Source organism: Streptomyces spectabilis, from assembly GCF_008704795.1.
GTDB lineage: Bacteria > Actinomycetota > Actinomycetes > Streptomycetales > Streptomycetaceae > Streptomyces > Streptomyces spectabilis.
Window position 1 is genome coordinate 6,833,908 of sequence record NZ_CP023690.1, and the last position, 23,138, is coordinate 6,857,045.

Here is a 23,138-nt window from a genome sequence, read left to right on the forward strand (position 1 = left end):
CGACTAGCCTCTGCTTCTCGCGTGGGCCTCGACTAGCGCTCCCAATGCGCCTAGGTGTTAACCTCTCTGGCTGAAATCCGTCTCCACTTTATATACGCCAGCTGCTCCAGTGGCGGAGCATGTTCCGCTGGAAGTCTTTCCCCTGGTTACCCGATACCATTTGCCGTACACTACGAACTTCGCGCCACTGCTCTTAACGCATGTAACCTTGGCGCGGTGCCGTAGCGTAGCTGAACTGGTCACAGGGCATTTACTGTTACCTGTAAACCCTGACACCCAGGTTTTGCAGTCCAGTCCAGCTGCGATGTAATCCTGGGTCGGACCATCGCTCTGGGTGGTTATTCTGTCAATCCCGGACGTTGTATTTGCTGTCTCGCCAGCTTGCGCAGTGCCAGTAAGGCCGAAGAGGAGGCCAGTTAGTGAAGTACTAGCAATTGCTAGGGTGGTGAGCTTATTTCGCATGCCGTATCCCCCTTCTTTGGGACGGTGCTTAGGGTGTGAGGGCTGTCCCGGTGCAGCGGCTGACTTCGACTGGCGCCGCGTTGAGGTTTTCGAGCAGGATGCGGTGCAGCTGGTCGAAGGAACCAGCTTGCCGTTGGCGGCCCGGACGTCGTCACCAGGTCTAGCCAGGTCTAGCCGGGATCGGACCTCAGCTCTAGCGGCGGGAGTTGCCGTGGGGCGTCGTGGATGCCCGGCGGGCATGGCCGGCCACACGCTGGCCGTGGCCCTGGCGACCGTTCGGGCCAGGGCGGTATCAGCGGCTTCACGAGTGTCTGCAAGTCATCGTCCATGGCTCATGTCGGGCACTCATGCACCGTGACCGGCCGGACCATCACGCCAGGCGCACCTGACCAGACCCGACGACCAGGATCCTGCTACGAGTTCTTGCCGGTCTTTGTGTCGAAGCGACTAAGAGTTATCCGTGCGTCCTTGAGTCAGTCTCAACCTTGTAGACACCGGCTTCTCCATGGGGAGAACAGGTGGCACTGGAGACATTTCCGCCGTAGCCAACCCAGTTGCCATAGATGACGAACTTTCCTCCGCTGGGCTTTATGCAGGTAACCTTGGCTCGCTGTTGCCGGGCGCCGGTGCCGGCTCCGCCTGAACACTTACTCTTCCCGGTGTAGCCGGAGACCCATTGGTCGCAGGTTATGCGAGCCCGTTCAGATTCCGCGATGGGTGCACCGTCTTCGAGCATTCCGCCATCAATCCATGTGGCGACGGGGTCAGGTGTCTCGTCGGCATGCACGGTGCCGGCAAAGCCAATCAAGAGCCCGGATGCTGAGACTCCGGTTATCATCATGGCTGCGAGTTTCTGCTTCATCAAACCTCTCCCCTTAGGTCTACTGGCGTGATAAAGACGCGCCCTGCAGTGCGCTGTTGATCACGACCTGTATAGGAGACATCACCATTGGTGTGCTACGCAAGTACTTTCCGGGAAAATGTCGCCGAGACTTGGGCCTCACGAATTTTCTGATTCCTTGGTGCTGCGGCTAGCGGAGGGGCACGGGGTGAGATCGCGCCAACTGCCCTTCCAGGTGGCGCCGCTGCTGTGCGATTCGGTGCTCAGCGCATCGTGAGGAGACACAACCGGTTGCCCTCGTACTGGGCGGGGGCGATTGGTGTTCTCATCCACGCACGCATCGTTCACGCACCAGGCGCGCGGCCGGTCGACGTCAGCCCTGCAGTAGATGGTGCGCTCGCCACACACGAGGCAGCGCACGTGCGCGATGTACACGGACGGGCTACGTAGCCCCAGCACTGTCTGGGCCGTGGAGTGCCACATGCCGACGAGGCGGACGGCCTCCACGACGCGGTTGCCTGCCTCTGCATTGGGAGGGCCCGATGCCGTCCAGGCGGGCAAGGAGGCCGGGGCCCGGTCGAGCGTTGTCGCCGTACCGGTCGAGGAGGCCACGGACGAGCTCATCCAACGTCGCTACGGCGACGCCCCCTGTACTGCGGATCATCCAGGTGATGTCGAGCTGGGCGGAGGAGCCGGGTGCCGCGTACGGGCCGTGCAGGGCGCTTTCGTTCTGCAGGACCCAGGGCAGGGGTGGAGCGGGGATGCCGGTGGCGCTGGCGCCGATGAGCAGGCCGTCGAGGTAGTAGCGGACCTTGCCCGGTGTCCACTCGACGGAGCTGGTGTGCCAGCCCGTCCAGGCCGCGCCCGTGTGGAAGGCAGGTCCGGACTCCGGACGACGCGACGGGCGTAGGCGACCCAGTGCTGGAGGGCGGCCTTCAACCGAGCCGATTCGATGGCGTGCAGCAGGCCGCTGGTCCGTCGCAGTGTCTCCTCGGACAGCTCGATCTGCCCGTCCTCCTCGGACTGCGCCCTCTTGCTCCTCGCTCGGGATCTCCAGTTGGGTGATCTTGACCTTCACGGAGGCTGTCTTATCGGAGTCCGGGGCGGGGTGTGTGCGCTCCACGTGCGCCGGTTCGATGATGCCGACGAGCCGCATCCCGGGCCGGGCGAACAGCTTGCCGACATGTGGTTCCAGAGCGGCGGCAGCGGCGGCGCCAGGTTTACCATCGACCTTCAAGCTGGTCATGAGGCGACTTCCCTGCCGACCGAAAGGGCAGGCCAGGCGACTTTGGCGAGTCGGGCTCGCTGCTCGACGGGGAGTCTGCAGACCGGCTGGCCGTGCCAGTCGAGTCCCGCCGCGCGCAGCCACCAGGCATCGCAGCAGTTGTCGTCGGCGAACTCGGCGCCAGCCCGCTTGCAGGCGGCCAGGGCCATCGCGGTCTTGTCCGCGGTCCCTTTGCCCGTGGCGAACGCCTTCAGGGTGGCGGGCGCGACGACTGCGTACGGAACTCCGGCTTCGAGCAGGGCGAGCCGTGTGTGGACCATGCCCGTGATCCCCGCAGCGTGGGCGTGTTTCGGCAGGTCCTCGATGACGGCCAGGTGAATCGGCGAGGCCAGGAGGTCGTCGAAGGACTGCGCGATGCCGACCAGGCGCCCGTCGCCGTCCTGCTGGTCAGGGGCCAGTGGGTACGTGTCGCCATCCGGCAGCGCGACGCCGGTCTCGGTGATCGACAATTCGAGGCCGATGACCCGCAGCCTGGAGTCGGCGTAGTGCTTCAACCGCGCCGAGTTGTGGCCGAAGTGCCAGAACAGGCCGCACGGGTAGGCGCGCAGGGAGGCCTGCGGGTGGAGGGCTCCGGTGAGGGGGGCCGCGCGCGGTGGGGAGAGTACCCGTTCCCGGCGGAGCGGCCTTGCCCGAGACAACACTGATGAGGCGGTCATGGCCGCAGCCTGGCAGGGCTGATTCGTCGGGAGTGTGTAGAGCGGCGGAGTTCGCCAGGGCACGCGCCTCACGGTGCTCGGTAGGGGCCCGCTCGACGACGAGTTCGCCCAAAGGGCTGCCCCCGGCTGAACTCGCCGAGAAAGCGCAGCGGCCCGGCGGCAAGGCCTCCGTGCCCGAACCCTTGCCGTCCGGCAGGTGAGGTTGAGCATGCGTCAGCAGCGTCATCCTCGGCGGCCTTCACCGCCCCGACTGGCCGGTGAAGGTCGTTGGGGGCTGCGTGAGGCACGGGGCTTCGCGCACAACACTGAAGGGCCAGCGCAAGGGGGGGTATGCGCTGGCCCTTCAGTAGGACCTAGCCGTCTCGGCTATCCGCCGTGACCTACTTGCGAAGGAACCACGGGGGTAGTTCCGAGGCGGCCGTCCTGACCGGGCTGCCGCGCGTCCCGGGGGGTTTGGGACGGGCGGCCATCCGATCGGTGAGGAGTTCCGGAGCGCGTGGCTCCAGGTGTGTGCGCGAAGGCACGCCCAGGGCGGGGCTGGGGAGGCTCCGACCCGGTCTCGCCCACGGTCTCCCGTGCGCGGGGTGTTTCTCTCATCTGCAGAAACCGTACGTCAGTAGGTTGTGGGCCGACAGCCGGAAGCGCGTCCCGCCATGGGGCTCCCACACCTTCTTCACAGGCCCTGACCGTCACCCCAGGTCACGGGCGTTGTACCAGGAGGTATCCGCACATGTCAGGAGGCGCGCCCGGCACGACGCCGGGGCCGCCCCGCGGTGGGACGGCCCCGGTTCCAGAGGTCCAGACAGGTGCGGCGCGCACGGCCGCGCCCGGCGTGCGTCAGACCGTGGCGAGCGCGGCCTCGATGATGTCCAGGCCCTCGTTCAGAAGGTCCTCGCCGATCACCAGCGGCGGCAGGAAGCGCAGCACGTTGCCGTACGTGCCGCAGGTCAGGACGAGGAGGCCCTCGGCGTGGCAGGCCTTGGCGAGGGCGCCGGTCGCCTCGGGGTTGGGCTCCTTCGTCGCGCGGTCCTTGACCAGCTCGATCGCGATCATCGCGCCGCGGCCGCGGATGTCGCCGATGATGTCGAACTTCTCGGCCATGGCGGAGAGCCGGGCCTTCATCACGGACTCGATCTCCTTCGCCTTGGCGTTGAGGTCGAGCTCCTTCATCGTCTCGATGGCGCCGAGCGCACCGGCGCAGGCCACCGGGTTGCCGCCGTAGGTGCCGCCGAGGCCGCCCGCGTGCGCGGCGTCCATGATCTCGGCGCGGCCCGTCACGGCGGCGAGCGGCAGGCCGCCCGCGATGCCCTTGGCGGTCGTGATCAGGTCGGGCACGATGCCCTCGTCCTCACACGCGAACCACTGACCCGTGCGGCAGAAGCCGGACTGGATCTCGTCCGCGACGAAGACGATGCCGTTGTCGTTCGCGAACTTCACGATCTCCGGCAGGAAGCCCTTGGCCGGCTCGATGAAGCCGCCCTCGCCGAGCACCGGCTCGATGATGATCGCGGCGACGTTGTCGGCGCCGACCTGCTTGTTGATCATGTCGATGGCCTGCTTGGCGGCCTCGGGCCCGGCGTTCTCGGCACCGGTCGGCCAGCGGTAGCCGTACGCCACCGGCACGCGGTAGACCTCGGGCGCGAACGGGCCGAAGCCGTGCTTGTACGGCATGTTCTTCGCCGTCAGGGCCATCGTGAGGTTCGTGCGGCCGTGGTAGCCGTGGTCGAAGACGACGACGGCCTGGCGCTTGGTGTGCGCACGGGCGATCTTGACGGCGTTCTCGACGGCCTCGGCGCCGGAGTTGAACAGGGCCGACTTCTTCGCGTGGTCACCCGGCGTGAGCTCGGCGAGCGCCTCGGCGACGGCCACGTAGCCCTCGTACGGCGTGACCATGAAGCAGGTGTGGGTGAAGTCCTGGAGCTGGGCGCTCGCCCGGCGCACGACGGCTTCGGCGGAGGCGCCGACGCTGGTCACCGCGATGCCGGAGCCGAAGTCGATCAGGCGGTTGCCGTCGACGTCCTCGATGATGCCGCCGCCCGCGCGGGCCGTGAACACGGGCAGCACCGAGCCCACGCCACCGGCGACCACGGCCGTGCGGCGGGCCTGCAGCTCCTGGGACTTCGGCCCGGGGATGGCGGTGACGACGCGGCGCTCCTGGGGGATGGCGGTCATGAGAGCTCCTGGGGGTGGTGGGGCGTGCGGACGTCCTCGGGGCACAGCGGCTTTCCGGACGCTTTCTCGGTCTTTCTCCGCAGGTTAGGGGCGGGCGGTGGCGGCGGGCATGCTCCATGGGGGAGATGTTCGGCGTGGCGGTTGTCCGTGGTGGACATAGCCACGGCGAGGGCGCCGCGGCGCCGGCCCCTGGCGTGATCGGCGTGCGCGCGGCCCAACGGTGCCGCGCGGGCACTAGATTGAGCCGCGAACCAGCACAGCAGGGTCAGGACAGGGCAGGTCAGGGGGCAAGGGCCATGACTTCCGACGGCACGTACGACGCTCGCGGGACGCACGCCACTCCGGTGCCGCGGCCCGCGCCGCCGCGCGGCGGCGCGGCCGACGCCGTGCCGCCCCGGCCGGCACAGGCGCCGGGTGCGCCGCCGCAGACACAGGGCGAGGAGTTCCTGGCGTGGCTGCGCACGCCACGGCCGCAGGCGGCGCCCGGCGTCTGGCGGTACGGGCACAGGACGAGGCCGGAGCAGGAGCCGGAGGTCATCCCGACCCGCCAGCTCCTGACGGGCGCGGCGATCGCGTTCCTCGTGGGCTGGCTGGTCTGGTCGCTGCTCAACAACGGGTACCTGGGCGGCTGGTGGATCGTTCCCCTGGAACTCTTCACGCCGGACTCCTGGCGCACGAGCGACAGCAAGGTCGTCAACCTCCTCGTCTGGGACGGCTACACCCTGCTCGTCGTGCTCGCCATCATGATCGGCGTCGGCAAGGTGGGTCGCTGGGACGAGATCTGGCGCCGCTTCGTCGCCCCGCGTCTGCGCGTCAAGCCGCCGGAGGACCCCGAGCCCGCGCCGGAGGAGGACCCCGCCCAGTGGCCGAAACTGCGGGACGGGGGCGCCGGGGCCGCCGCCGACCGGCTCGCCGCCGACGCCCGTGCCGGGCTCATGCGGGACATCGACGCCGCCCGCATCGCCCGCGCGTGGCGCTCCGTGCGGTCGGGGAACAACTCGCTTGCCGCGTTCACCGACTCCGTCGTGCGCGACGGCGCCGCCGCCTGCCCGCACCCCTCGGGGGACCGGGACCTGCCCGCGCGGGCCGCGCGGCACGACCTCGCCACCGCGCAGGTGCGGCTCGGCACCACCGTGGACGACCCGCGCAACCCGTACGCCTACCGGGGCGCCGGACTCGCCGTCGGCCCGAACCTGATCGGCACCTCGCTGCTCGCCGTCGGCCCCGCGGGCTCCGGCAAGACCGGCAGCGTCGTCTGGCCCATCGCCGAGGCCCTGTGTCTGCAGGCGCTCGCCGGGCGCGCCGCCGTCGTGGTGGTCGGGGCGGCGGGCGCCGGGCTCGGCCCCGGTGACGACTACGACGTGGTCGTCCGGATCGGCCACCCCGAGTCGGTGTACGACCTCGACCTGTACGGCGGCGCCACCGACCCGGACGAGGCCGCGGCCGTGCTCGCCGAGGCGCTCGTCGGCGACCTCGTCGACCCGCACCTGGGCGCCGACACCCGCCGCTCCACGACCGTCCTCGCCCAGCTCCTCGGCCCGTACCACACGGTCCACGGCAGGTTCCCCTCCGTCCCCGGGCTGCGCGCCCTGCTCGACGGCGTCGCCGAGCCGCTCGACGCCCTCCGCAAGGGGCTCCAGGAGCTCGGGCACGAGGTCATGCTGCGCGAGCTCGACGCCCGCGCCCGGCAGTCGGGGCACCCGGGCGACATCGGCGCCACGCTCGCCGACCGGCTCGCGCTGCTCGACCGGCCCGCGTTCGCCGCGTTCTTCGACACGTCGGGGCGGAGCACGCCCTTCTCGCTGCGCGCCCTCGACCACCCGGTGCGGGTCCGCATCGACCTGCCCGAGCGCGGTCACGCCGACGCCTCGCGGATCCTCGCGCGGCTCGTCCTCGCCCAGTTCACGTCGAGCGCCGCCGCCCGCGAGGACCGCTCGCTCTTCGCCTGTCTCGTCCTCGACGACGCGACCGGCACGGTCACCCCGGAGGCGGTGCGCCGGATCCAGCGGCTCAGGTCGGCCAACGCGGGCGTCGTCATGACCCTGCGGACGCTCGACGACGTACCGCGGCCGCTGCGCACACCGCTGCTCGGCGCCGTCGGCTGCCGCATGGCCCTCTCCGGGCTCACCCCGTGGGACGGCCAGGACTTCGCGGAGGTCTGGGGCAAGGAGTGGATCGAGGCGCGCGACGTCACCGACCGGCAGATCATCGCCGAGACCCCCGCGGGCAAGGCCCTGCACGTGCTGCGCCGGGTGATCACGGGGCGCGCGCCCACCGCCCGCGCGGTCACCGTCCGCCAGGTCGAGCGCGAGCGCTGGTCCGCCTCCGAGCTGGCCCACGCCGTGCCGCCGGGGCACGCGGTCCTCTCGCTGACGGACGTACGGGGGGAGCACGCGCCGCCGCTCCTCGTGGATCTGCGGAGCTGAGGCCCCGGGGAGGCGCGGAAACCGAGCGGGGATATACCCGCAAGGCGGGTCGTGGCGACCGTACGGTGAGGCAGAATCGACGGTAGCCGTGATACGCGGCGGCCAAGAGATCACCGCCGTACGACCTGAAGGTCCCATGCCCCCCACGCTCGCCTCGCTCGTCCAGCACTCCGCGCTCAAGCTCACCGTGCGCGCGGGCGAGGACCGCCTGGACACCCCCGTGCGCTGGGCCCACGTCAGCGAGCTCGCCGACCCCGTTCCGTACATGGAGGGCGGCGAGCTGCTCCTCGTCACCGCGCTTCAGCTGGACGCGGAGAACCCCGAGACGATGCGGCGGTACGTGAAGCGGCTCGCGGGCGCCGGCGTCGTCGGCCTCGGCTTCGCCGTCGGCGTGAACTACCCCGACATCCCCCAGGCCCTGCTCACCGCGGCCACCGAGGAGGACCTGCCGCTCATCGAGGTGCCGCGCCGCACCCCCTTCCTCGCCATCAGCAAGGCCGTGTCGGCGGCCATCGCCGCCGACCAGTACCGCGCCGTCACCGCGGGCTTCGCCGCCCAGCGCGAGCTGACCCGGCAGGCACTGGGAGACGGCCCGGAAGGGCTGCTCGGCGCGCTCGCCGGACAGGTCGACGGCTGGGCCGCGCTGTACGACGCCTCCGGTGCCGTCGTCGCCACCGCGCCCGAGTGGGCCGCCCGCCGCGCCGCCCGGCTCACCCCGGACGTCGACCGCCTGCGCGAGCGGACCGCCCCCGCCAGCCTCGTCGTGGCCGGGGCCGAGGACCGGGTCGAGCTGCACTCCCTGGGCACCGGGCGGCGGCCGCGCGCCGCGCTCGCCGTCGGCACGGCCTCGACCCTCGGCACCGCCGAGCGGTACGCCGTGCACTCCGCGATCGCCCTGCTCACCCTCACCACCGAGCGCTCCCGTTCCCTGCACGCCGCCGAGGCCCGCATCGGCGGCGCCGTCCTGCGCATGCTGCTCGCGGGGGAGCCCGACCACGCGCTGGCCGTGGCCGGGGACCTGTACGGCGGGCTGCTCGACGCGCCCTTCCGGCTCGTGGTGGCCGAGTCCGCGGCGCCCCCGGCCGCCGGGGAGGAGGGCGCCTGGTCCGCGGGGCTCGTCGACGCCGTCGAGTCGGCGGCCGCCCGCTTCGGCGAGGCGCTGCTCGTGGTGCCGTACGGCGAGCGGCTCGTGCTGCTCGTCGCCGACGGCGGGGCGGCGCAGCGGGCCGCCGTCGAGCACGTGGCGCGGGTGGAGGCCGGGAGCCCCGAAGCGGCCGAGGGCCCCGGGCTCCTGATGGGGCTCTCCGCACCTGCGGGGACCGTCGCGGCCGCGCCCGCCTACAAGCAGGCCGAGCAGGCCCTCTCCGTGGCGCGGCGGCGCGGCAAGGCCCTCGTCGAGCACGAGGAGCTGGCCGCGGGATCCGTGCTTCCGCTGCTCGCGGACGACGCGGTACGGGCGTTCGCGGACGGGCTGCTCCGCGCACTGCGCGAGCACGACGCGACGGGGCGGGGCGACCTGGTCGCCTCGCTGCGGGCGTGGCTGTCGCGGCACGGGCAGTGGGACGCCGCCGCGGCGGACCTCGGGGTGCACCGGCACACCCTGCGTTACCGCATGCGGCGCGTAGAGGAGATCCTCGGCCGCTCCCTGGACGACCCGGACGTCCGCATGGAGCTCTGGCTCTCCCTGAAGGCGACGGCACCGGTGGACTAGGCCTGCGCGGCGCCGATTGACGGGGGTCCAAGGGGGCGCAGCCCCCTTGTTCGGGAAGGGGCGGGCCTGGGGCGCACCGCGAGGGCCGCCCTGACATTCCGGTGCGCGGGCGGTCGCCACTACGCCGACTCGGACAACCCCCGGGCGCAAACTCCACCCCTACGGTGGGACCCGTATCCGCAGTAGACGAACCTCCGCGAAGGGCCGGGATTCGTATGACTTCCATTCACGCCTTCTGGGTCGCCGGTCGCCAGGCCACCGGTGAGACCACCCTCGACGTCACCTCGCCGTGGGACGGGCGACTCGTCGGCAAGGCGGCCGTCCCGACCGACGCCCAGGTGGAGGAGGCCGTCGCCGCGGCCTACGCGGTCCGCGAGGAGTTCGCGGCCACCCCGGCCCACGTCCGCGCCGCCGCCCTCGCCCACGTGTCGCAGCGCCTGGTGGAGCGCACCGAGGAGATCGCGCAGCTGATCTCCGCCGAGAACGGCAAGCCGGTCAAGTGGGCCCGCGGCGAGGTCGGCCGCGCCATCTCGGTGTTCCGCTTCGCCGCCGAGGAGGCCCGCCGCTTCAACGGCGGGGAGGCCCAGCGCCTGGACACCGACCAGGGCGGCCAGGGCCGCCTGGCGCTCACCCGCCGCTTCCCGAAGGGCGTCGTCCTCGGCATCGCGCCGTTCAACTTCCCGCTGAACCTGTGCGCCCACAAGGTCGCCCCGGCCATCGCCGTCGGTACGCCGATCATCCTCAAGCCCGCCCCGGCGACCCCGCTCAGCGGTCTGATCCTCGGTGAGCTGCTCGCCGAGACGGACCTGCCCGCGGGCTCGTGGTCGGTGCTGCCGGTCGCCAACGACAAGATGCCCGCCCTCGTCCAGGACGAGCGCCTCCCGGTCATCTCCTTCACGGGCTCCGACAAGGTCGGCTACCAGATCATGGACTCGGTGCCGCGCAAGCACTGCACCCTGGAGCTCGGCGGCAACGGCGCGGCGGTCGTGCTCGGCGACTTCTCCTCCGACCAGGACCTGGACTGGGCCGCGAGCCGCATCGCGACCTTCTCCAACTACCAGGGCGGCCAGTCCTGCATCTCCGTGCAGCGGGTCATCGCCGACGCCTCGGTGTACGACCGGCTCGTGGCGAAGGTCGTCCAGGCCGTCGAGGGCCAGGTGACCGGCGACCCGTCCGACCCGAAGACCGACGTCGGCCCGCTGGTCAGCGAGGACGCGGCCAAGCGGGTGGAGTCCTGGGTCGACGAGGCCGTGCGGGCGGGCGCCACGCTGCTCACCGGCGGCAAGCGCGACGGCGCCACGTACGCGCCGACCGTCCTCGCCGACGTGCCGGGCGACGTCACCCTCGCCCGCGAGGAGGTCTTCGGACCGGTGCTCACGGTCACGAAGGTGGACGGCGAGCAGGCCGCCTTCGACACCGTGAACAACTCCAAGTACGGCCTCCAGGCCGGCGTGTTCACGCACGACCTGCAGGCCGCCTTCCGCGCCCACCGCGCCCTGGAGGTCGGCGGCGTCGTCATCGGCGACGCCCCCTCCTACCGCGCGGACCAGATGCCGTACGGCGGCGTGAAGCAGTCCGGCGTCGGCCGCGAGGGCGTCCGCTACGCCATGGACGACTACACGTACGAGCGCGTCATGGTCCTCACCGGCCTGGCGCTGTAACGCCCCGCCGGAAGGCGACACGGAGACACCTACGGCCGGAGCCCGCTGTGCGGGGGCTCCGGCCGTATCCGTGCATTCGCTGCGCGAGGGCTGGTGAGGACGGGCGGAATCGGGTACCAACGATCGAGTAGCACCGGTGAGTAACCATGATCCGGTTCTGTGACGATTCATGATCGGTCCACGATCCCGACTCGCGGCGAGGTGAGCCTCATGTCCGCACCAACCACCCCACCCCCGTCCCCCGCATCGAAGCCCTCCGTCACCGAACGCGAGGCCCGCCAGGTCGCCGAGGCCGCCCGTGAGCAGGACTGGCGCAAACCGAGCTTCGCCAAGGAGCTGTTCCTCGGCCGCTTCCGGCTCGACCTGATCCACCCGCACCCGCTGCCCGCCACCCAGGACGCCCAGCGCGGCGAGGAGTTCCTGGCCAAGCTGCGCGACTTCTGCGAGACGAAGATCGACGGCGAGCGCATCGAGCGGGACGCGCTCATCCCGGACGAGGTGGTCAACGGGCTCAAGGAGCTCGGCGCGCTCGGCATGAAGATCGACACGAAGTACGGCGGTCTCGGCCTGACGCAGGTGTACTACAACAAGGCCCTCGCGCTCGTCGGCTCCGCCTGCCCCTCGCTCGGTGCCCTGCTGTCCGCGCACCAGTCGATCGGCGTCCCGCAGCCGCTGAAGCTCTTCGGCACGCAGGAGCAGAAGGACGCCTTCCTGCCGCGCTGCGCCCGCACCGACATCTCCGCCTTCCTGCTCACCGAGCCGGACGTCGGCTCCGACCCGGCGCGGCTCGCGACGACCGCGGTGCCGGACGGCGAGGACTACGTACTGGACGGCGTGAAGCTCTGGACGACCAACGGCGTCGTCGCGGACCTGCTGGTGGTGATGGCGCGCGTGCCCCGGTCCGAGGGGCACAAGGGCGGCATCACCGCGTTCGTGGTCGAGGCGGCGTCCGAGGGGATCACGGTCGAGAACCGCAACGCCTTCATGGGCCTGCGCGGCCTGGAGAACGGCGTCACCCGCTTCCACCGGGTGCGCGTCCCGGCCGCGAACCGCATCGGTCCGGAGGGCGCGGGCCTGAAGATCGCCCTCACCACCCTCAACACCGGCCGCCTTTCGCTGCCCGCGATGTGCGTGGGCGCGGGCAAGTGGTGCCTGAAGATCGCCCGGGAGTGGACGGGCGCCCGCGAGCAGTGGGGCAAGCCCGTCGCCTACCACGAGGCCGTCGGGTCGAAGATCTCCTTCATCGCCGCCACGACCTTCGCCCTTGAGGCGGTACTCGACCTGTCCTCGCAGATGGCCGACGAGGACCGCAACGACATCCGCATCGAGGCCGCCCTCGCCAAGCTGTACGGCTCCGAGATGGCCTGCCTCATGGCCGACGAGCTGGTGCAGATCCGCGGCGGCCGCGGCTTCGAGACCGCCGCGTCCCTCAAGGCCCGCGGCGAGCGGGCCGTACCGGCCGAGCAGATCCTGCGCGACCTGCGCATCAACCGCATCTTCGAGGGCTCGACGGAGATCATGCACCTGCTGATCGCCCGCGAGGCCGTCGACGCCCACCTCAAGGTGGCGGGCGACCTGATCGATCCCGACAAGACCCTGTCCGACAAGGCCAGGGCCGGCGCCGCCGCCGGCGCCTTCTACGCCCGCTGGCTGCCCAAGCTCGTCGCGGGACCCGGCCAGCTCCCGCGCGCGTACGCCGACTTCGCCCCGCCCGGTCACCCCGACCTGTCCGGGCACCTGAGGTACGCGGAGCGCGCGGCGCGGCGCCTGGCCCGCTCCACGTTCTACGGGATGTCGCGCTGGCAGGGCCGCATGGAGACCAAGCAGGGCTTCCTCGGCCGGATCGTCGACATCGGCGCGGAGCTGTTCGCGATCAGCGCGGCGTGCGTGCGCGCCGATCTCCTGCGCACCACCGAGGACCACGGCCGCGAGGCGTACCAGCTGGCCGACGCGTTCTGCCGCCAGTCCCGCATCCGCGTCGACGAGCTGTTCGGGCGTCTGTGGACCAACACCGACGACCTGGACCGCCAGGTCGTCAAGGGCGTCCTCGCCGGTACGTACACCTGGCTGGAGCAGGGCGTGATCGACCCCAGCGACGACGGACCGTGGATCGCCGACGCGGCGCCGGGTCCCAGCGAACGGGAGAACGTCCACCGCCCCATCCGCTGACGCCCGCCGCGTGCGCCCCTTCGGGAGAAGGCCGCCCGAAGGGGCGCACAGGCGTGCGGATCAGGGGTGCGGGCCGAGAGGCGCTGTCGGATCGCGGGGGCGCAACGGCCACAATGGGGGGATGAGCGAAAGCCCCGCACCCCTCGCCGACCCGCATCTCGTCTTCGACCCCGTCACCACTGACGGGCCGCGGGAGATCGTCGTCCTCGGCTCCACGGGATCGATCGGTACGCAGGCGATCGACCTCGTGCTGCGCAACCCCGACCGCTTCCGGGTCACCGGCCTGTCCGCTGCGGGCGGCCGCGTCGCGCTGCTCGCCGAGCAGGCCAGGCGCCTTCGGGTGGGGACCGTCGCGGTCGCCCGTGAGGACGTCGTGCCCGCGCTGCGGGAGGCGCTGCGCGAGGAGTACGGGGCCGGGGAGCCGCTCCCCGAGATCCTCGCGGGTCCGGACGCGGCCACCCGGCTCGCTGCCTCGCCCTGCCACACGGTGCTCAACGGCATCACCGGCTCCATCGGCCTCGCCCCCACGCTCGCCGCCCTGGAGGCGGGCCGCACGCTCGCGCTCGCCAACAAGGAGTCGCTGATCGTGGGGGGCCCGCTGGTCAAGGCGCTCGCCAAGCCCGGCCAGATCATCCCGGTCGACTCCGAGCACGCCGCGCTCTTCCAGGCGCTCGCCGCGGGCACCCGCGCCGACGTCCGCAAGCTCGTCGTGACCGCGTCCGGCGGCCCCTTCCGCGGCCGTACGAAGGCGGAGCTCGCCGACGTCACGCCGAAGGACGCGCTCGCGCACCCGACGTGGGCGATGGGCCCGGTGATCACGGTGAACTCCGCGACCCTGGTGAACAAGGGCCTGGAGGTGATCGAGGCCCACCTCCTCTACGACATCCCCTTCGACCGCATCGAGGTCGTCGTCCACCCCCAGTCGTACGTGCACTCCATGGTCGAGTTCACCGACGGCTCCACGCTCGCCCAGGCGACCCCGCCGGACATGGGCGGGCCCATCGCGATCGGGCTCGGCTGGCCCGAGCGGGTGCCGGACGCGGCGCCCGCGTTCGACTGGACGAAGGCCTCCACCTGGGAGTTCTTCCCCCTCGACACCGAGGCGTTCCCGTCGGTGGGGCTCGCCCGGCACGTCGGGGAGCTCGCGGGCACGGCCCCGGCGGTGTTCAATGCGGCCAACGAGGAGTGCGTCGACGCCTTCCTGGCGGGCGCGCTGCCGTTCAACGGCATCATGGAGACCGTCACCCGGGTCGTCGGCGAGCACGGCACACCGCGTACGGGAACCTCCCTGACCGTGGCGGACGTCCTCGAGGCGGAGACCTGGGCCCGGGCCCGGGCCCGGGAACTGACGGCTTCGACCCAGACGACCGCGGAGGCTCGTGCATGACGACCTTGATGATGATCCTCGGCATAGGCGTCTTCGTGGTCGGGCTGCTCTTCTCGATCGCCTGGCACGAGCTCGGCCATCTGTCGACCGCGAAGATGTTCGGCATCCGCGTGCCGCAGTACATGGTCGGCTTCGGCCCGACGCTCTTCTCCCGCAAGAAGGGCGACACCGAGTACGGCATCAAGGCCATCCCGCTCGGCGGCTACATCCGCATGATCGGCATGTTCCCGCCGGGGCCCGACGGGCGCCTTGAGGCGCGGTCCACCTCGCCCTGGCGCGGCATGATCGAGGACGCGCGCTCCGCCGCGTTCGAGGAGCTCAAGCCCGGCGACGAGTCCCGGCTCTTCTACACGCGCAAGCCGTGGAAGCGCGTGATCGTCATGTTCGCGGGCCCGTTCATGAACCTGATCCTGGCCGTGGTGATCTTCCTCGGCGTGATGATGACCTTCGGCATCAGCACCCAGACCACCTCGGTCGGCAAGGTCTCCGACTGCGTCATCGAGGCCGGCCAGAACCGCAACACGTGCGAGAAGGGCGACAAGCCCGCCCCCGCCAAGGCCGCGGGCCTCAAGGCGGGCGACAAGATCGTCGCCTTCCAGGGCAAGGACGTGGACGACTGGTCCGCGCTCCAGTCGAGGATCCGCGACACGATCGGCCCCGCCACCATCACCGTCGAGCGCGACGGCAAGCGCGTCGACCTGCACGCCAACCTGATCAAGAACCAGGTCAGCAAGACGGACGGCGACGGCGGCTACGTCGAGGGCAAGTACGTGTACGCCGGATTCCTCGGCTTCACCCCCGCCTCCGGCATCGTCCAGCAGTCCTTCGGCGAGTCCGTGGACCGCATGGGCACCATGATGGAGAACGGCGTCGAGTCGATCGTCGCCCTGCCCTCCAAGATCCCCGACCTGTGGAACGCGGCGTTCGGCGACGGCGAGCGCAAGCAGGACTCCCCGATGGGCGTGGTGGGCGCGGCCCGCGTCGGCGGTGAGGTGTTCACCCTGGACATCCCGCCGCAGAACCAGATCGCGCTGATGCTGTTCCTGCTGGCCGGGTTCAACCTCTCGCTGTTCCTGTTCAACATGCTGCCGTTGCTGCCCCTGGACGGCGGTCACATCGCGGGCGCACTGTGGGAGTCGCTGCGCCGGAACGCGGCGAAGGTCCTGCGGCGACCGGACCCCGGCCCGTTCGACGTGGCGAAGCTGATGCCCGTGGCCTATGTGGTGGCGGGGATCTTCATCTGCTTCACCATCCTGGTCCTGATCGCGGATGTGGTGAACCCGGTCAGAATTTCCTAGGCGTACGAAGTTTGCGGCGGCCGGGCACGGTGTGTGCCCGGCCGCCTTCGTATGTGCGGTCCCGCCTGCCTATGGGTGGACATCGGGGCAGGATGTGCTTGGTGCCTGTGGGGTGCCGTAATCTCGAACCCGCGAACAAGCGACGTTGCCGCGCGATGCCGCGAAGCCCGGAGCCCGCCGAACTCGGGACCTTGATCCACACTTGGGGATGCACGCCAGATGACTGCCGTTTCTCTCGGAATCCCGTCCGTTCCGACCAAGCTGGCCGACCGCAGGGTCAGCCGCAAGATCCAGGTCGGTTCGGTGGCCGTCGGCGGGGACGCACCGGTGTCGGTGCAGTCGATGACGACGACGCGTACGTCCGACATCGGGGCGACGCTTCAGCAGATCGCCGAGCTGACGGCTTCGGGCTGTCAGATCGTGCGGGTGGCGTGCCCGACGCAGGACGACGCGGACGCGCTGTCGGTCATTGCCAGGAAGTCGCAGATCCCGGTGATCGCCGATATTCACTTCCAGCCGAAGTACGTGTTCGCGGCGATCGACGCGGGCTGTGCGGCGGTCCGGGTGAACCCGGGGAACATCAAGCAGTTCGACGACAAGGTCAAGGAGATCGCGAAGGCCGCCGGTGAGACGGGCACGCCCATCCGGATCGGTGTGAACGCGGGCTCCCTGGACGCGCGGCTCCTGAAGAAGTACGGCAAGGCGACGCCGGACGCTCTGGTGGAGTCGGCGCTGTGGGAGGCGTCGCTGTTCGAGGAGCACGGTTTCCGGGACATCAAGATCTCGGTGAAGCACAACGATCCGGTGGTGATGGTCAATGCCTACCGGCAGTTGGCGGCCGCGTGTGATTACCCGTTGCACTTGGGTGTGACGGAGGCGGGTCCGGCGTTCCAGGGCACGATCAAGTCGGCGGTGGCGTTCGGTGCGCTGCTTGCCGAGGGTATCGGTGACACGATCCGGGTCTCGTTGTCGGCGCCTCCGGCGGAGGAGGTCAAGGTCGGGATTCAGATTCTGGAGTCGTTGAATCTGCGTCAGCGGCGTCTGGAGATCGTGTCGTGTCCGTCGTGCGGGCGGGCGCAGGTGGATGTGTACAAGCTCGCGGACGAGGTGACGGCGGGGCTCGAGGGCATGGAGGTGCCGCTGCGGGTGGCGGTCATGGGCTGTGTCGTGAACGGTCCGGGTGAGGCGCGTGAGGCCGATCTCGGGGTGGCGTCCGGCAATGGCAAGGGGCAGATCTTTGTGAAGGGCGAGGTCATCAAGACGGTGCCCGAGTCGAAGATCGTGGAGACCCTGATCGAGGAGGCCATGAAGATCGCGGAGCAGATGGAGAAGGACGGGATCCCTTCGGGCGAGCCTGAGGTCACCATCAGCTGAGCCCCGCCCCCGCCGAGGCCGGGCCCCGGTTTCCCCCGACTGCCCTTCCCACCCACCCACCCGTGACTCCCCGGCTGCGCGAGCCCGGCCCCGACGCGGAGCGCTGCGGGTGGGCGGGCCCACTCTAAGCGCGGAACCCGCCCCCCGCTGTGGGCAATCGTCCCGCAGGGCGGGACGGGTGGGCACAGCCCAGGTGCCGTCCGGCCGCGAGCCCGCCACCTTGACAGGTCCGATGTATAGCGAGACCTTGTTCGGGCAGCTCGGCCGGTGAGGCGCTCTCGTAGCGCTCCCGTATCCGTCGACGCCCGGGAGAGCCGCCATGTTCCGCGCGAAGCAGAGGAACCGCCGCTCGTCGCCACCGCCCCGCCGCAGGGTTGCCGACGGTGATTCATCCGATGAAACGGGCGCGCCTCGTAGCGAATCGCTCATGAGACGCGGCGGCGCCCTGCCCCTGTGGGCCGCCGTCCTGTCCCTGCTCAGCGGTCTCCTGCTCGTCGGCACCGGCACCGGCACCGCCCGCCCGGCACCGCCCGCCGCGGACCCGCCCCGCCAGCAGCCGCTCCGCAACGCCACCGCCGGGCTCTTCCTGCACTGGGGCATGTTCACGAGCCCCAAGCACTACGACTGCGCGGCCTGGGAGAAGGCCGTCACCGACAGCGGCTGGACCCCCGAGTACTGGGTCGACGAGGCGAGGAAGCTCGACGCGAGCTACATCGTCCTCGCCACCTTCCACTCCCGCCTCGGCTACGCCCGCCCCTGGCCGTCGAAGATCCCCGGCAGCTGCTCCACGCGGCGCGACTTCCTCGGCGAGCTGATCGCGGCGGGCGAGGCCAAGGGCGTCAGAACGATCCTCTACATGACCGACGACCCCAAGTGGCACGACGAACAGGGCGTCGAGACCCTCGACTCGGCCGCGTACTCCGCCCACAAGGGCCGCGACGTCGACCTCACCACGCGCCCCGGCTTCGGCGAGTTCTCGTACGACAACTTCTTCGAGGTCATGGCGGACCAGCCGAAGCTGTCCGGCTTCTGGATCGACAACGACAACGAGTACTGGGAGCGGCACCGGCTCTACGAGCAGATCCGCGAACGGCGTCCGGACCTGACGCTCAGCAACAACAACGAGGACACCCCGATCATGGACATGGTGTCCCACGAGCAGAAGACCGGCATGACCCCGGCCTACGACCAGCCGTCGGCGATCTGGACGCCGATGCCACGCCTGACCGAGTCCTGCTACAAGGTGCCGAGCACCGGCGCCTGGTGGTACGACGGCCAGGACCGCCCCGTCGACACGGGCCTCAACGTCGGCCGGTACGTCGCCAACGCGGGCACCTCCATCAAGTCCCTCATGGACCTCCAGGCCATGGTCGACGGCCGCTTCCCGCCTCAGCAGCAGAAGTTCACCGACTTCATGAAGGACTACCTGCCGCCGATCCGGGAGTCCCTGCACGGCGTCCACGGCGGCGGCTACGCCCACGGCGGCATGCAGCCCGGCGCCTGGAACGACGGCGCGTACGGCTACGTCACCGTCAGCCGCGCCCGGCCCACCACGCAGTACGTCCACGTCACCACCCGGCCCACCACCGGCGACCGGGTCCGCCTGCGCGACAACGGCCACCGCGTCACCGCCGTCAGCGACCTGCGCACCGGCGCACGCCTGCCGTACGACCAGCGGGACGGCCGCCTCACCATCCGGTCGATCGAGGACTGGGACGCCTACGACACCGTCCTGAAGGTGGAGACGGCGAAGGACCGCTACGGCGTCTACCCCACCGGCTCGGTGACGGCGGACGAACCCCGGCTCACCGACGGCGACTTCACCACGTACACGGACAACCAGGGGACCCTGCCCGTCTCCTTCACGCTCGACCTCGGCGGCCGCAGGAAGGCCGCGTACCTCGGGGTCAACCAGCGCGAGTGGTCCCCCACCCACAACCGCTCCACCTTCGGCAGGCCCGAGGACTCCGCCCGGATCAAGGACTACACGGTGTCGGCGAGCGACGACGGCCGACGGTGGCGCCAGGTCGCGGCGGGCGTCCTGGAGAGCGCCCGCGGCATCCGCTTCATCGACCTCGGCGACGGTCCGGACGGTCTGAAGGCCCGCTATCTGAAGCTCGACGTGAGCACCACCTGGAGCGCTCCCAGCGCCCCGAACTTCCACCGCCGCCTCAGGATCGACGAGATCCAGGTGGGCCACGACCACGTACGGAGCCGCTGACCGACGGGCGCGGCCGCCCGGCCGCCCTCCGTGACCGGGCGGCGTCACGGAACCTTGCCAGGTACAGTGCGGAGATCAGCAGACCGTATGGTGAGGCCCCGCCCGTGTTGACCCAGACCACCACCAGGGTCCTCGAACCGAGTGACCTGGACGCAGCGCTCGCCGTGCTCGACCGCGAGCCGGTCGCCAACGCCTTCGTGACCGCCCGGGTGCAGGTCGCGGGCCTCGACCCGTGGCGCCTCGGCGGCGAGATGTGGGGCTGGTACGCCGACGGCATGCTGGAGTCCCTCTGCTACGCGGGCGCCAACCTCGTGCCGATCTGCGCCACCCCGCGCGCCGTGCGCGCCTTCGCCGACCGGGCCCGCAGGACCGGCCGCCGCTGCTCCTCCATCGTCGGCCCCGCCGAGGCCACCGCCCAGCTCTGGCGCCTCCTCGAACCCTCCTGGGGCCCCGCCCGCGAGGTCCGCGCCCAGCAGCCGCTCATGGTCGCCGACCGGCTCCCCGACGACGTCACGCCCGATCCGTACGTCCGCCGCGTCCGCAAGGACGAGATGGAGACGATCATGCCGGCGTGCGTGGCGATGTTCACCGAGGAGGTCGGCGTCTCGCCGCTCTCCGGCGACGGCGGCCTGCTCTACCAGGCCCGGGTCGCCGAACTCGTCGGCTCCGGCCGCTCCTTCGCCCGCCTCGACCGCGACGGCCGGGTCATGTTCAAGGCCGAGATCGGCGCCGCGACCCCCCGGGCCTGCCAGGTGCAGGGCGTGTGGGTGGCCCCCGAGTACCGCGGCCGCGGCCTCGCCGCCCCCGCCATGGCCGCCGTCCTGCGCTACGCCCTCGCGGACGTGGCGCCCGTCGTCAGCCTGTACGTCAACGACTTCAACACCCCGGCCCGCGCGGCCTACCGCAGGGTCGGCTTCGAGGAAGTCGGCGCGTTCATGAGCGTGCTGTTCTGACCTGGCGTGCTGTTCTGACCCGAGCGTGCCGTGGTGACCACGCGCGGCACCCCGCACCCGCCGTCCCGGCTCGATCCGCCCCGTCGCCCCGCGCTCCCGCGACGTGCCGCGAAGTAGGGTTCCCGCATGACTGACGACGTCGTGATCGGCCCCCTCGACCTGGCCGCACGGGTGGACGAGGCGCTGCGCGTGCAGGCGCTCGCCTTCGGACTCGGCGACGACGAGGTGGCCGTACGGCGGCAGATCGTGCTCCGGCACCTCACCTACCCGGGCGCGCGGTCCCTCGGCGCCACCACCCCCGACGGCCGTCTCGTCGGCTTCGTCTACGGCATGCCCAACGACCGCGCCCACTGGTGGTCCACCGTCGTCGAGCCCTATCTGCGGGCCCAGGGCACGGACGGCTGGCTCGACCACTCCTTCGTGATCACCGAACTGCACGTGCGCCCCGGCTACCAGAGCCGGGGCATCGGCCGCGCCCTGATCACCGGCATCACGGACAGCGCCGCCGAGCCCCGCTCGATCCTCTCCGCGATCGACGCCGAGAGCCCGGCCCGGGGCCTGTACCGCTCCCTCGGGTACGCGGACCTGGCCTGCCAGGTGCTCTTCCCCAGCGCCCCGAAGCCGTACGCCGTGATGGGCGCGCCCCTGCCGCTGCGACGGCCCGGCGCCCACTGACCGATTTCCACGAGCGCCCGTGCCCCGGATAACCTGCGCCCAGCACCCGGGGGACTCAGCCCGTCCGGCGTTTGAGGACGAGGCCGAAGGCCGATCCCCGGCACGAGACGCCCCCGTCAGGAAAACGCAGGAGTTCATCATGGCCCAGGTCCAGCGCATGTCCCGGTTGATGGTCAAGACACTGCGCGACGACCCGGCGGACGCGGAGACGCTCAACCACAAGCTGCTGGTCCGCGCCGGTTACGTGCGCCGCACCGCCGCCGGCATCTGGACCTGGCTGCCGCTCGGCAAGAAGGTCTACGAGAACGTCGCCCGGGTCGTCCGCGAGGAGATGGACGCCATCGGCGGCCAGGAGGTCCTCCTGCCCGCCCTGCTGCCCAAGGAGCCGTACGAGGCGAGCGGCCGCTACGAGGAGTACGGCGACCTGCTGTTCCGCCTCAAGGACCGCAAGGGCTCCGAGTACCTGCTCGGCCCCACCCACGAGGAGATCTTCACCCAGGTCGTCAAGGACCAGTGCGCGTCCTACAAGGACCTGCCGGTGATCCTCTACCAGATCCAGACCAAGTACCGCGACGAGGCCCGGCCCCGCGCGGGCGTCCTGCGCGGCCGCGAGTTCCAGATGAAGGACTCGTACTCCTTCGACACCACCGACGAGGGCCTCGCCGAGGCCTACGCCCTGCACCGCGCCGCCTACCAGCGCATCTTCGAGCGCCTCGGCCTCGACTACCGCATCGTCTCCGCGGTCTCCGGCGCGATGGGCGGCTCGGCGTCGGAGGAGTTCCTGGCCCCGGCCCCGGCCGGCGAGGACACCTTCGTCGACTGCCCGGCGTGCGACTACGCCGCCAACACGGAGGCCGTGACCTTCGCCCTGAAGCCGGTCGAGGGCGCCGCGCACCCCGCCGCCGAGGACCTCGACACCCCTGACACCCCGACGATCGAGACCCTCGCCGAGCACCTGGGCGTCCCGGCCTCCGCGACGCTCAAGAACCTGCTCGTCAAGGTCGACGGCGAGATCGTCGCCGTCGGCGTGCCCGGCGACCGCGAGGTCGACCTCGGCAAGCTCGCCGAGCACCTGGCGCCCGCCGAGGTCGAGCTGGTCACCGCCGAGGACTTCGAGGGCCGCGACGACCTCGTCCGCGGCTACATCGGCCCGCAGGGCCTGCAGAAGGTCCGCTACCTCGCCGACCCGCGCGTGGCGCCCGGCACGGCGTGGATCACCGGCGCCAACAAGCCCGACACGCACGCCAAGAACGTCGTCTGCGGCCGCGACTTCGAGGTCGACCAGTACCTGGACGTCGTCGTGGTCGAGGACGGCGACCCCTGCCCCGCCTGCGGCGCCGGGCTCAAGCTCGACCGGGCCATCGAGATCGGCCACATCTTCCAGCTCGGCCGCAAGTACGCCGACACCTTCCAGCTCGACGTGCTCGGCCAGCAGGGCAAGCCGGTGCGCGTCACCATGGGCTCGTACGGCATCGGCGTCTCCCGCGCCGTGGCCGCGCTCGTCGAGCAGACCGCCGACGAGCAGGGCCTGTGCTGGTCCAAGGAGATCGCGCCCGCCGACGTCCACGTCGTGGCCGCGGGCAAGGCCGTCCAGACCGAGCTGGCGCTCGACGTCGCCGAGCAGCTGAACGCCGCCGGGGTGCGGGTCCTGGTGGACGACCGCGCGGGCGTCTCTCCCGGCGTCAAGTTCACCGACGCGGAGCTCATCGGCGTCCCGAAGATCCTGGTCGCGGGCCGCCGCTCCGCCGAGGGGGTCCTGGAGCTGAAGGACCGCCGCACGGGTGAGCGCGAGGAGCTCTCCGTCGCGGACGCGATCGCCCGCCTCTCGGCGTAACGGGCCTGCGAAC

14 protein-coding genes and 1 pseudogene are annotated in these 23,138 nt (G+C 71.0%); 11 read left to right on the plus strand and 4 right to left on the minus strand.

Translation table 11 applies throughout. The features are described from left to right. Nucleotides 1-916: 916 nt before the first annotated feature. From CP982_RS30150 to gabT, 4 genes and pseudogenes are all read right to left on the minus strand, one after another. Nucleotides 917-1,324 carry a hypothetical protein gene (locus CP982_RS30150; protein WP_150513350.1) on the minus strand — a complete coding sequence of 136 codons (408 nt, stop codon included), beginning with the start codon at nt 1,322-1,324 and terminating at the stop codon, nt 917-919. A gap of 1,221 nt (nt 1,325-2,545) precedes the next feature. Further along, nucleotides 2,546-3,244, minus strand: a complete 699-nt coding sequence (locus tag CP982_RS30155; protein WP_229878431.1) for a hypothetical protein — start codon at nt 3,242-3,244, stop codon at nt 2,546-2,548. A gap of 390 nt (nt 3,245-3,634) precedes the next feature. Beyond that, nucleotides 3,635-3,841, minus strand: a pseudogene (locus tag CP982_RS42695) (phosphatase PAP2 family protein); the annotation flags it as partial. 240 nt (nt 3,842-4,081) lie between these two features. Beyond that, a complete protein-coding gene (gene gabT, locus CP982_RS30165) occupies nt 4,082-5,416 on the minus strand; it encodes a 4-aminobutyrate--2-oxoglutarate transaminase (protein WP_150513351.1) in 1,335 nt (444 codons plus the stop codon). A 296-nt stretch (nt 5,417-5,712) separates the two neighbouring features. On the opposite strand from gabT, the gene CP982_RS30170 reads away from it, so the two are divergent. From CP982_RS30170 to CP982_RS30220, 11 genes are all read left to right on the plus strand, one after another. Continuing rightward, nucleotides 5,713-7,842: a type IV secretory system conjugative DNA transfer family protein gene (locus CP982_RS30170; protein WP_150513352.1), complete on the plus strand. Its 2,130-nt coding sequence runs from the start codon at nt 5,713-5,715 to the stop codon at nt 7,840-7,842. Nucleotides 7,843-7,978: 136 nt separating this feature from the next. Further along, nucleotides 7,979-9,553, plus strand: a complete 1,575-nt coding sequence (locus CP982_RS30175) for a PucR family transcriptional regulator (protein WP_150513353.1) — start codon at nt 7,979-7,981, stop codon at nt 9,551-9,553. A 215-nt stretch (nt 9,554-9,768) separates the two neighbouring features. Further along, nucleotides 9,769-11,214, plus strand: coding sequence for an aldehyde dehydrogenase family protein (locus tag CP982_RS30180; protein ID WP_150513354.1), 1,446 nt, complete (start codon nt 9,769-9,771; stop codon nt 11,212-11,214). A 210-nt stretch (nt 11,215-11,424) separates the two neighbouring features. Continuing rightward, entirely contained in the window at nt 11,425-13,383 is a 1,959-nt protein-coding gene (locus CP982_RS30185; RefSeq protein WP_150513355.1) for an acyl-CoA dehydrogenase family protein, read from the plus strand. Nucleotides 13,384-13,504: 121 nt separating this feature from the next. Continuing rightward, nucleotides 13,505-14,770 (plus strand): 1-deoxy-D-xylulose-5-phosphate reductoisomerase, encoded by a 1,266-nt coding sequence (gene dxr / locus CP982_RS30190; RefSeq protein WP_150513356.1) that lies wholly within the window; start codon nt 13,505-13,507, stop codon nt 14,768-14,770. After that, the gene (locus CP982_RS30195; protein WP_150513357.1) at nt 14,767-16,068 is read left to right on the plus strand and encodes a M50 family metallopeptidase; all 1,302 of its coding nucleotides are present in this window, start codon (nt 14,767-14,769) and stop codon (nt 16,066-16,068) included. Before dxr ends, CP982_RS30195 begins: the two co-directional genes overlap by 4 nt. A gap of 219 nt (nt 16,069-16,287) precedes the next feature. Beyond that, the gene (ispG, locus tag CP982_RS30200; RefSeq protein WP_150513358.1) at nt 16,288-17,442 is read left to right on the plus strand and encodes a flavodoxin-dependent (E)-4-hydroxy-3-methylbut-2-enyl-diphosphate synthase; all 1,155 of its coding nucleotides are present in this window, start codon (nt 16,288-16,290) and stop codon (nt 17,440-17,442) included. A gap of 427 nt (nt 17,443-17,869) precedes the next feature. Further along, a complete protein-coding gene (locus CP982_RS30205) occupies nt 17,870-19,663 on the plus strand; it encodes an alpha-L-fucosidase (protein ID WP_184926482.1) in 1,794 nt (597 codons plus the stop codon). A 104-nt stretch (nt 19,664-19,767) separates the two neighbouring features. Continuing rightward, a complete protein-coding gene (locus CP982_RS30210; protein WP_150513360.1) occupies nt 19,768-20,616 on the plus strand; it encodes a GNAT family N-acetyltransferase in 849 nt (282 codons plus the stop codon). A 126-nt stretch (nt 20,617-20,742) separates the two neighbouring features. Then, nucleotides 20,743-21,291 carry a GNAT family N-acetyltransferase gene (locus CP982_RS30215; RefSeq protein ID WP_150513361.1) on the plus strand — a complete coding sequence of 183 codons (549 nt, stop codon included), beginning with the start codon at nt 20,743-20,745 and terminating at the stop codon, nt 21,289-21,291. A 139-nt stretch (nt 21,292-21,430) separates the two neighbouring features. After that, complete coding sequence (locus CP982_RS30220; protein ID WP_150513362.1) at nt 21,431-23,125, plus strand: proline--tRNA ligase; 1,695 nt, start codon at nt 21,431-21,433, stop codon at nt 23,123-23,125. Nucleotides 23,126-23,138: the final 13 nt, after the last annotated feature.

What these genes read in the sequence shown, in the direction of transcription:
- CP982_RS30150 (WP_150513350.1), bottom strand. Translation starts at nt 1,324, where the DNA reads ATGAAGCAGAAACTCGCAGCCATGATGATAACCGGAGTCTCAGCATCC.
- CP982_RS30155 (WP_229878431.1), bottom strand. Translation starts at nt 3,244, where the DNA reads ATGACCGCCTCATCAGTGTTGTCTCGGGCAAGGCCGCTCCGCCGGGAA.
- gabT (WP_150513351.1), bottom strand. Translation starts at nt 5,416, where the DNA reads ATGACCGCCATCCCCCAGGAGCGCCGCGTCGTCACCGCCATCCCCGGG.
- CP982_RS30170 (WP_150513352.1), top strand. Translation starts at nt 5,713, where the DNA reads ATGACTTCCGACGGCACGTACGACGCTCGCGGGACGCACGCCACTCCG.
- CP982_RS30175 (WP_150513353.1), top strand. Translation starts at nt 7,979, where the DNA reads ATGCCCCCCACGCTCGCCTCGCTCGTCCAGCACTCCGCGCTCAAGCTC.
- CP982_RS30180 (WP_150513354.1), top strand. Translation starts at nt 9,769, where the DNA reads ATGACTTCCATTCACGCCTTCTGGGTCGCCGGTCGCCAGGCCACCGGT.
- CP982_RS30185 (WP_150513355.1), top strand. Translation starts at nt 11,425, where the DNA reads ATGTCCGCACCAACCACCCCACCCCCGTCCCCCGCATCGAAGCCCTCC.
- dxr (WP_150513356.1), top strand. Translation starts at nt 13,505, where the DNA reads ATGAGCGAAAGCCCCGCACCCCTCGCCGACCCGCATCTCGTCTTCGAC.
- CP982_RS30195 (WP_150513357.1), top strand. Translation starts at nt 14,767, where the DNA reads ATGACGACCTTGATGATGATCCTCGGCATAGGCGTCTTCGTGGTCGGG.
- ispG (WP_150513358.1), top strand. Translation starts at nt 16,288, where the DNA reads ATGACTGCCGTTTCTCTCGGAATCCCGTCCGTTCCGACCAAGCTGGCC.
- CP982_RS30205 (WP_184926482.1), top strand. Translation starts at nt 17,870, where the DNA reads ATGAGACGCGGCGGCGCCCTGCCCCTGTGGGCCGCCGTCCTGTCCCTG.
- CP982_RS30215 (WP_150513361.1), top strand. Translation starts at nt 20,743, where the DNA reads ATGACTGACGACGTCGTGATCGGCCCCCTCGACCTGGCCGCACGGGTG.
- CP982_RS30220 (WP_150513362.1), top strand. Translation starts at nt 21,431, where the DNA reads ATGGCCCAGGTCCAGCGCATGTCCCGGTTGATGGTCAAGACACTGCGC.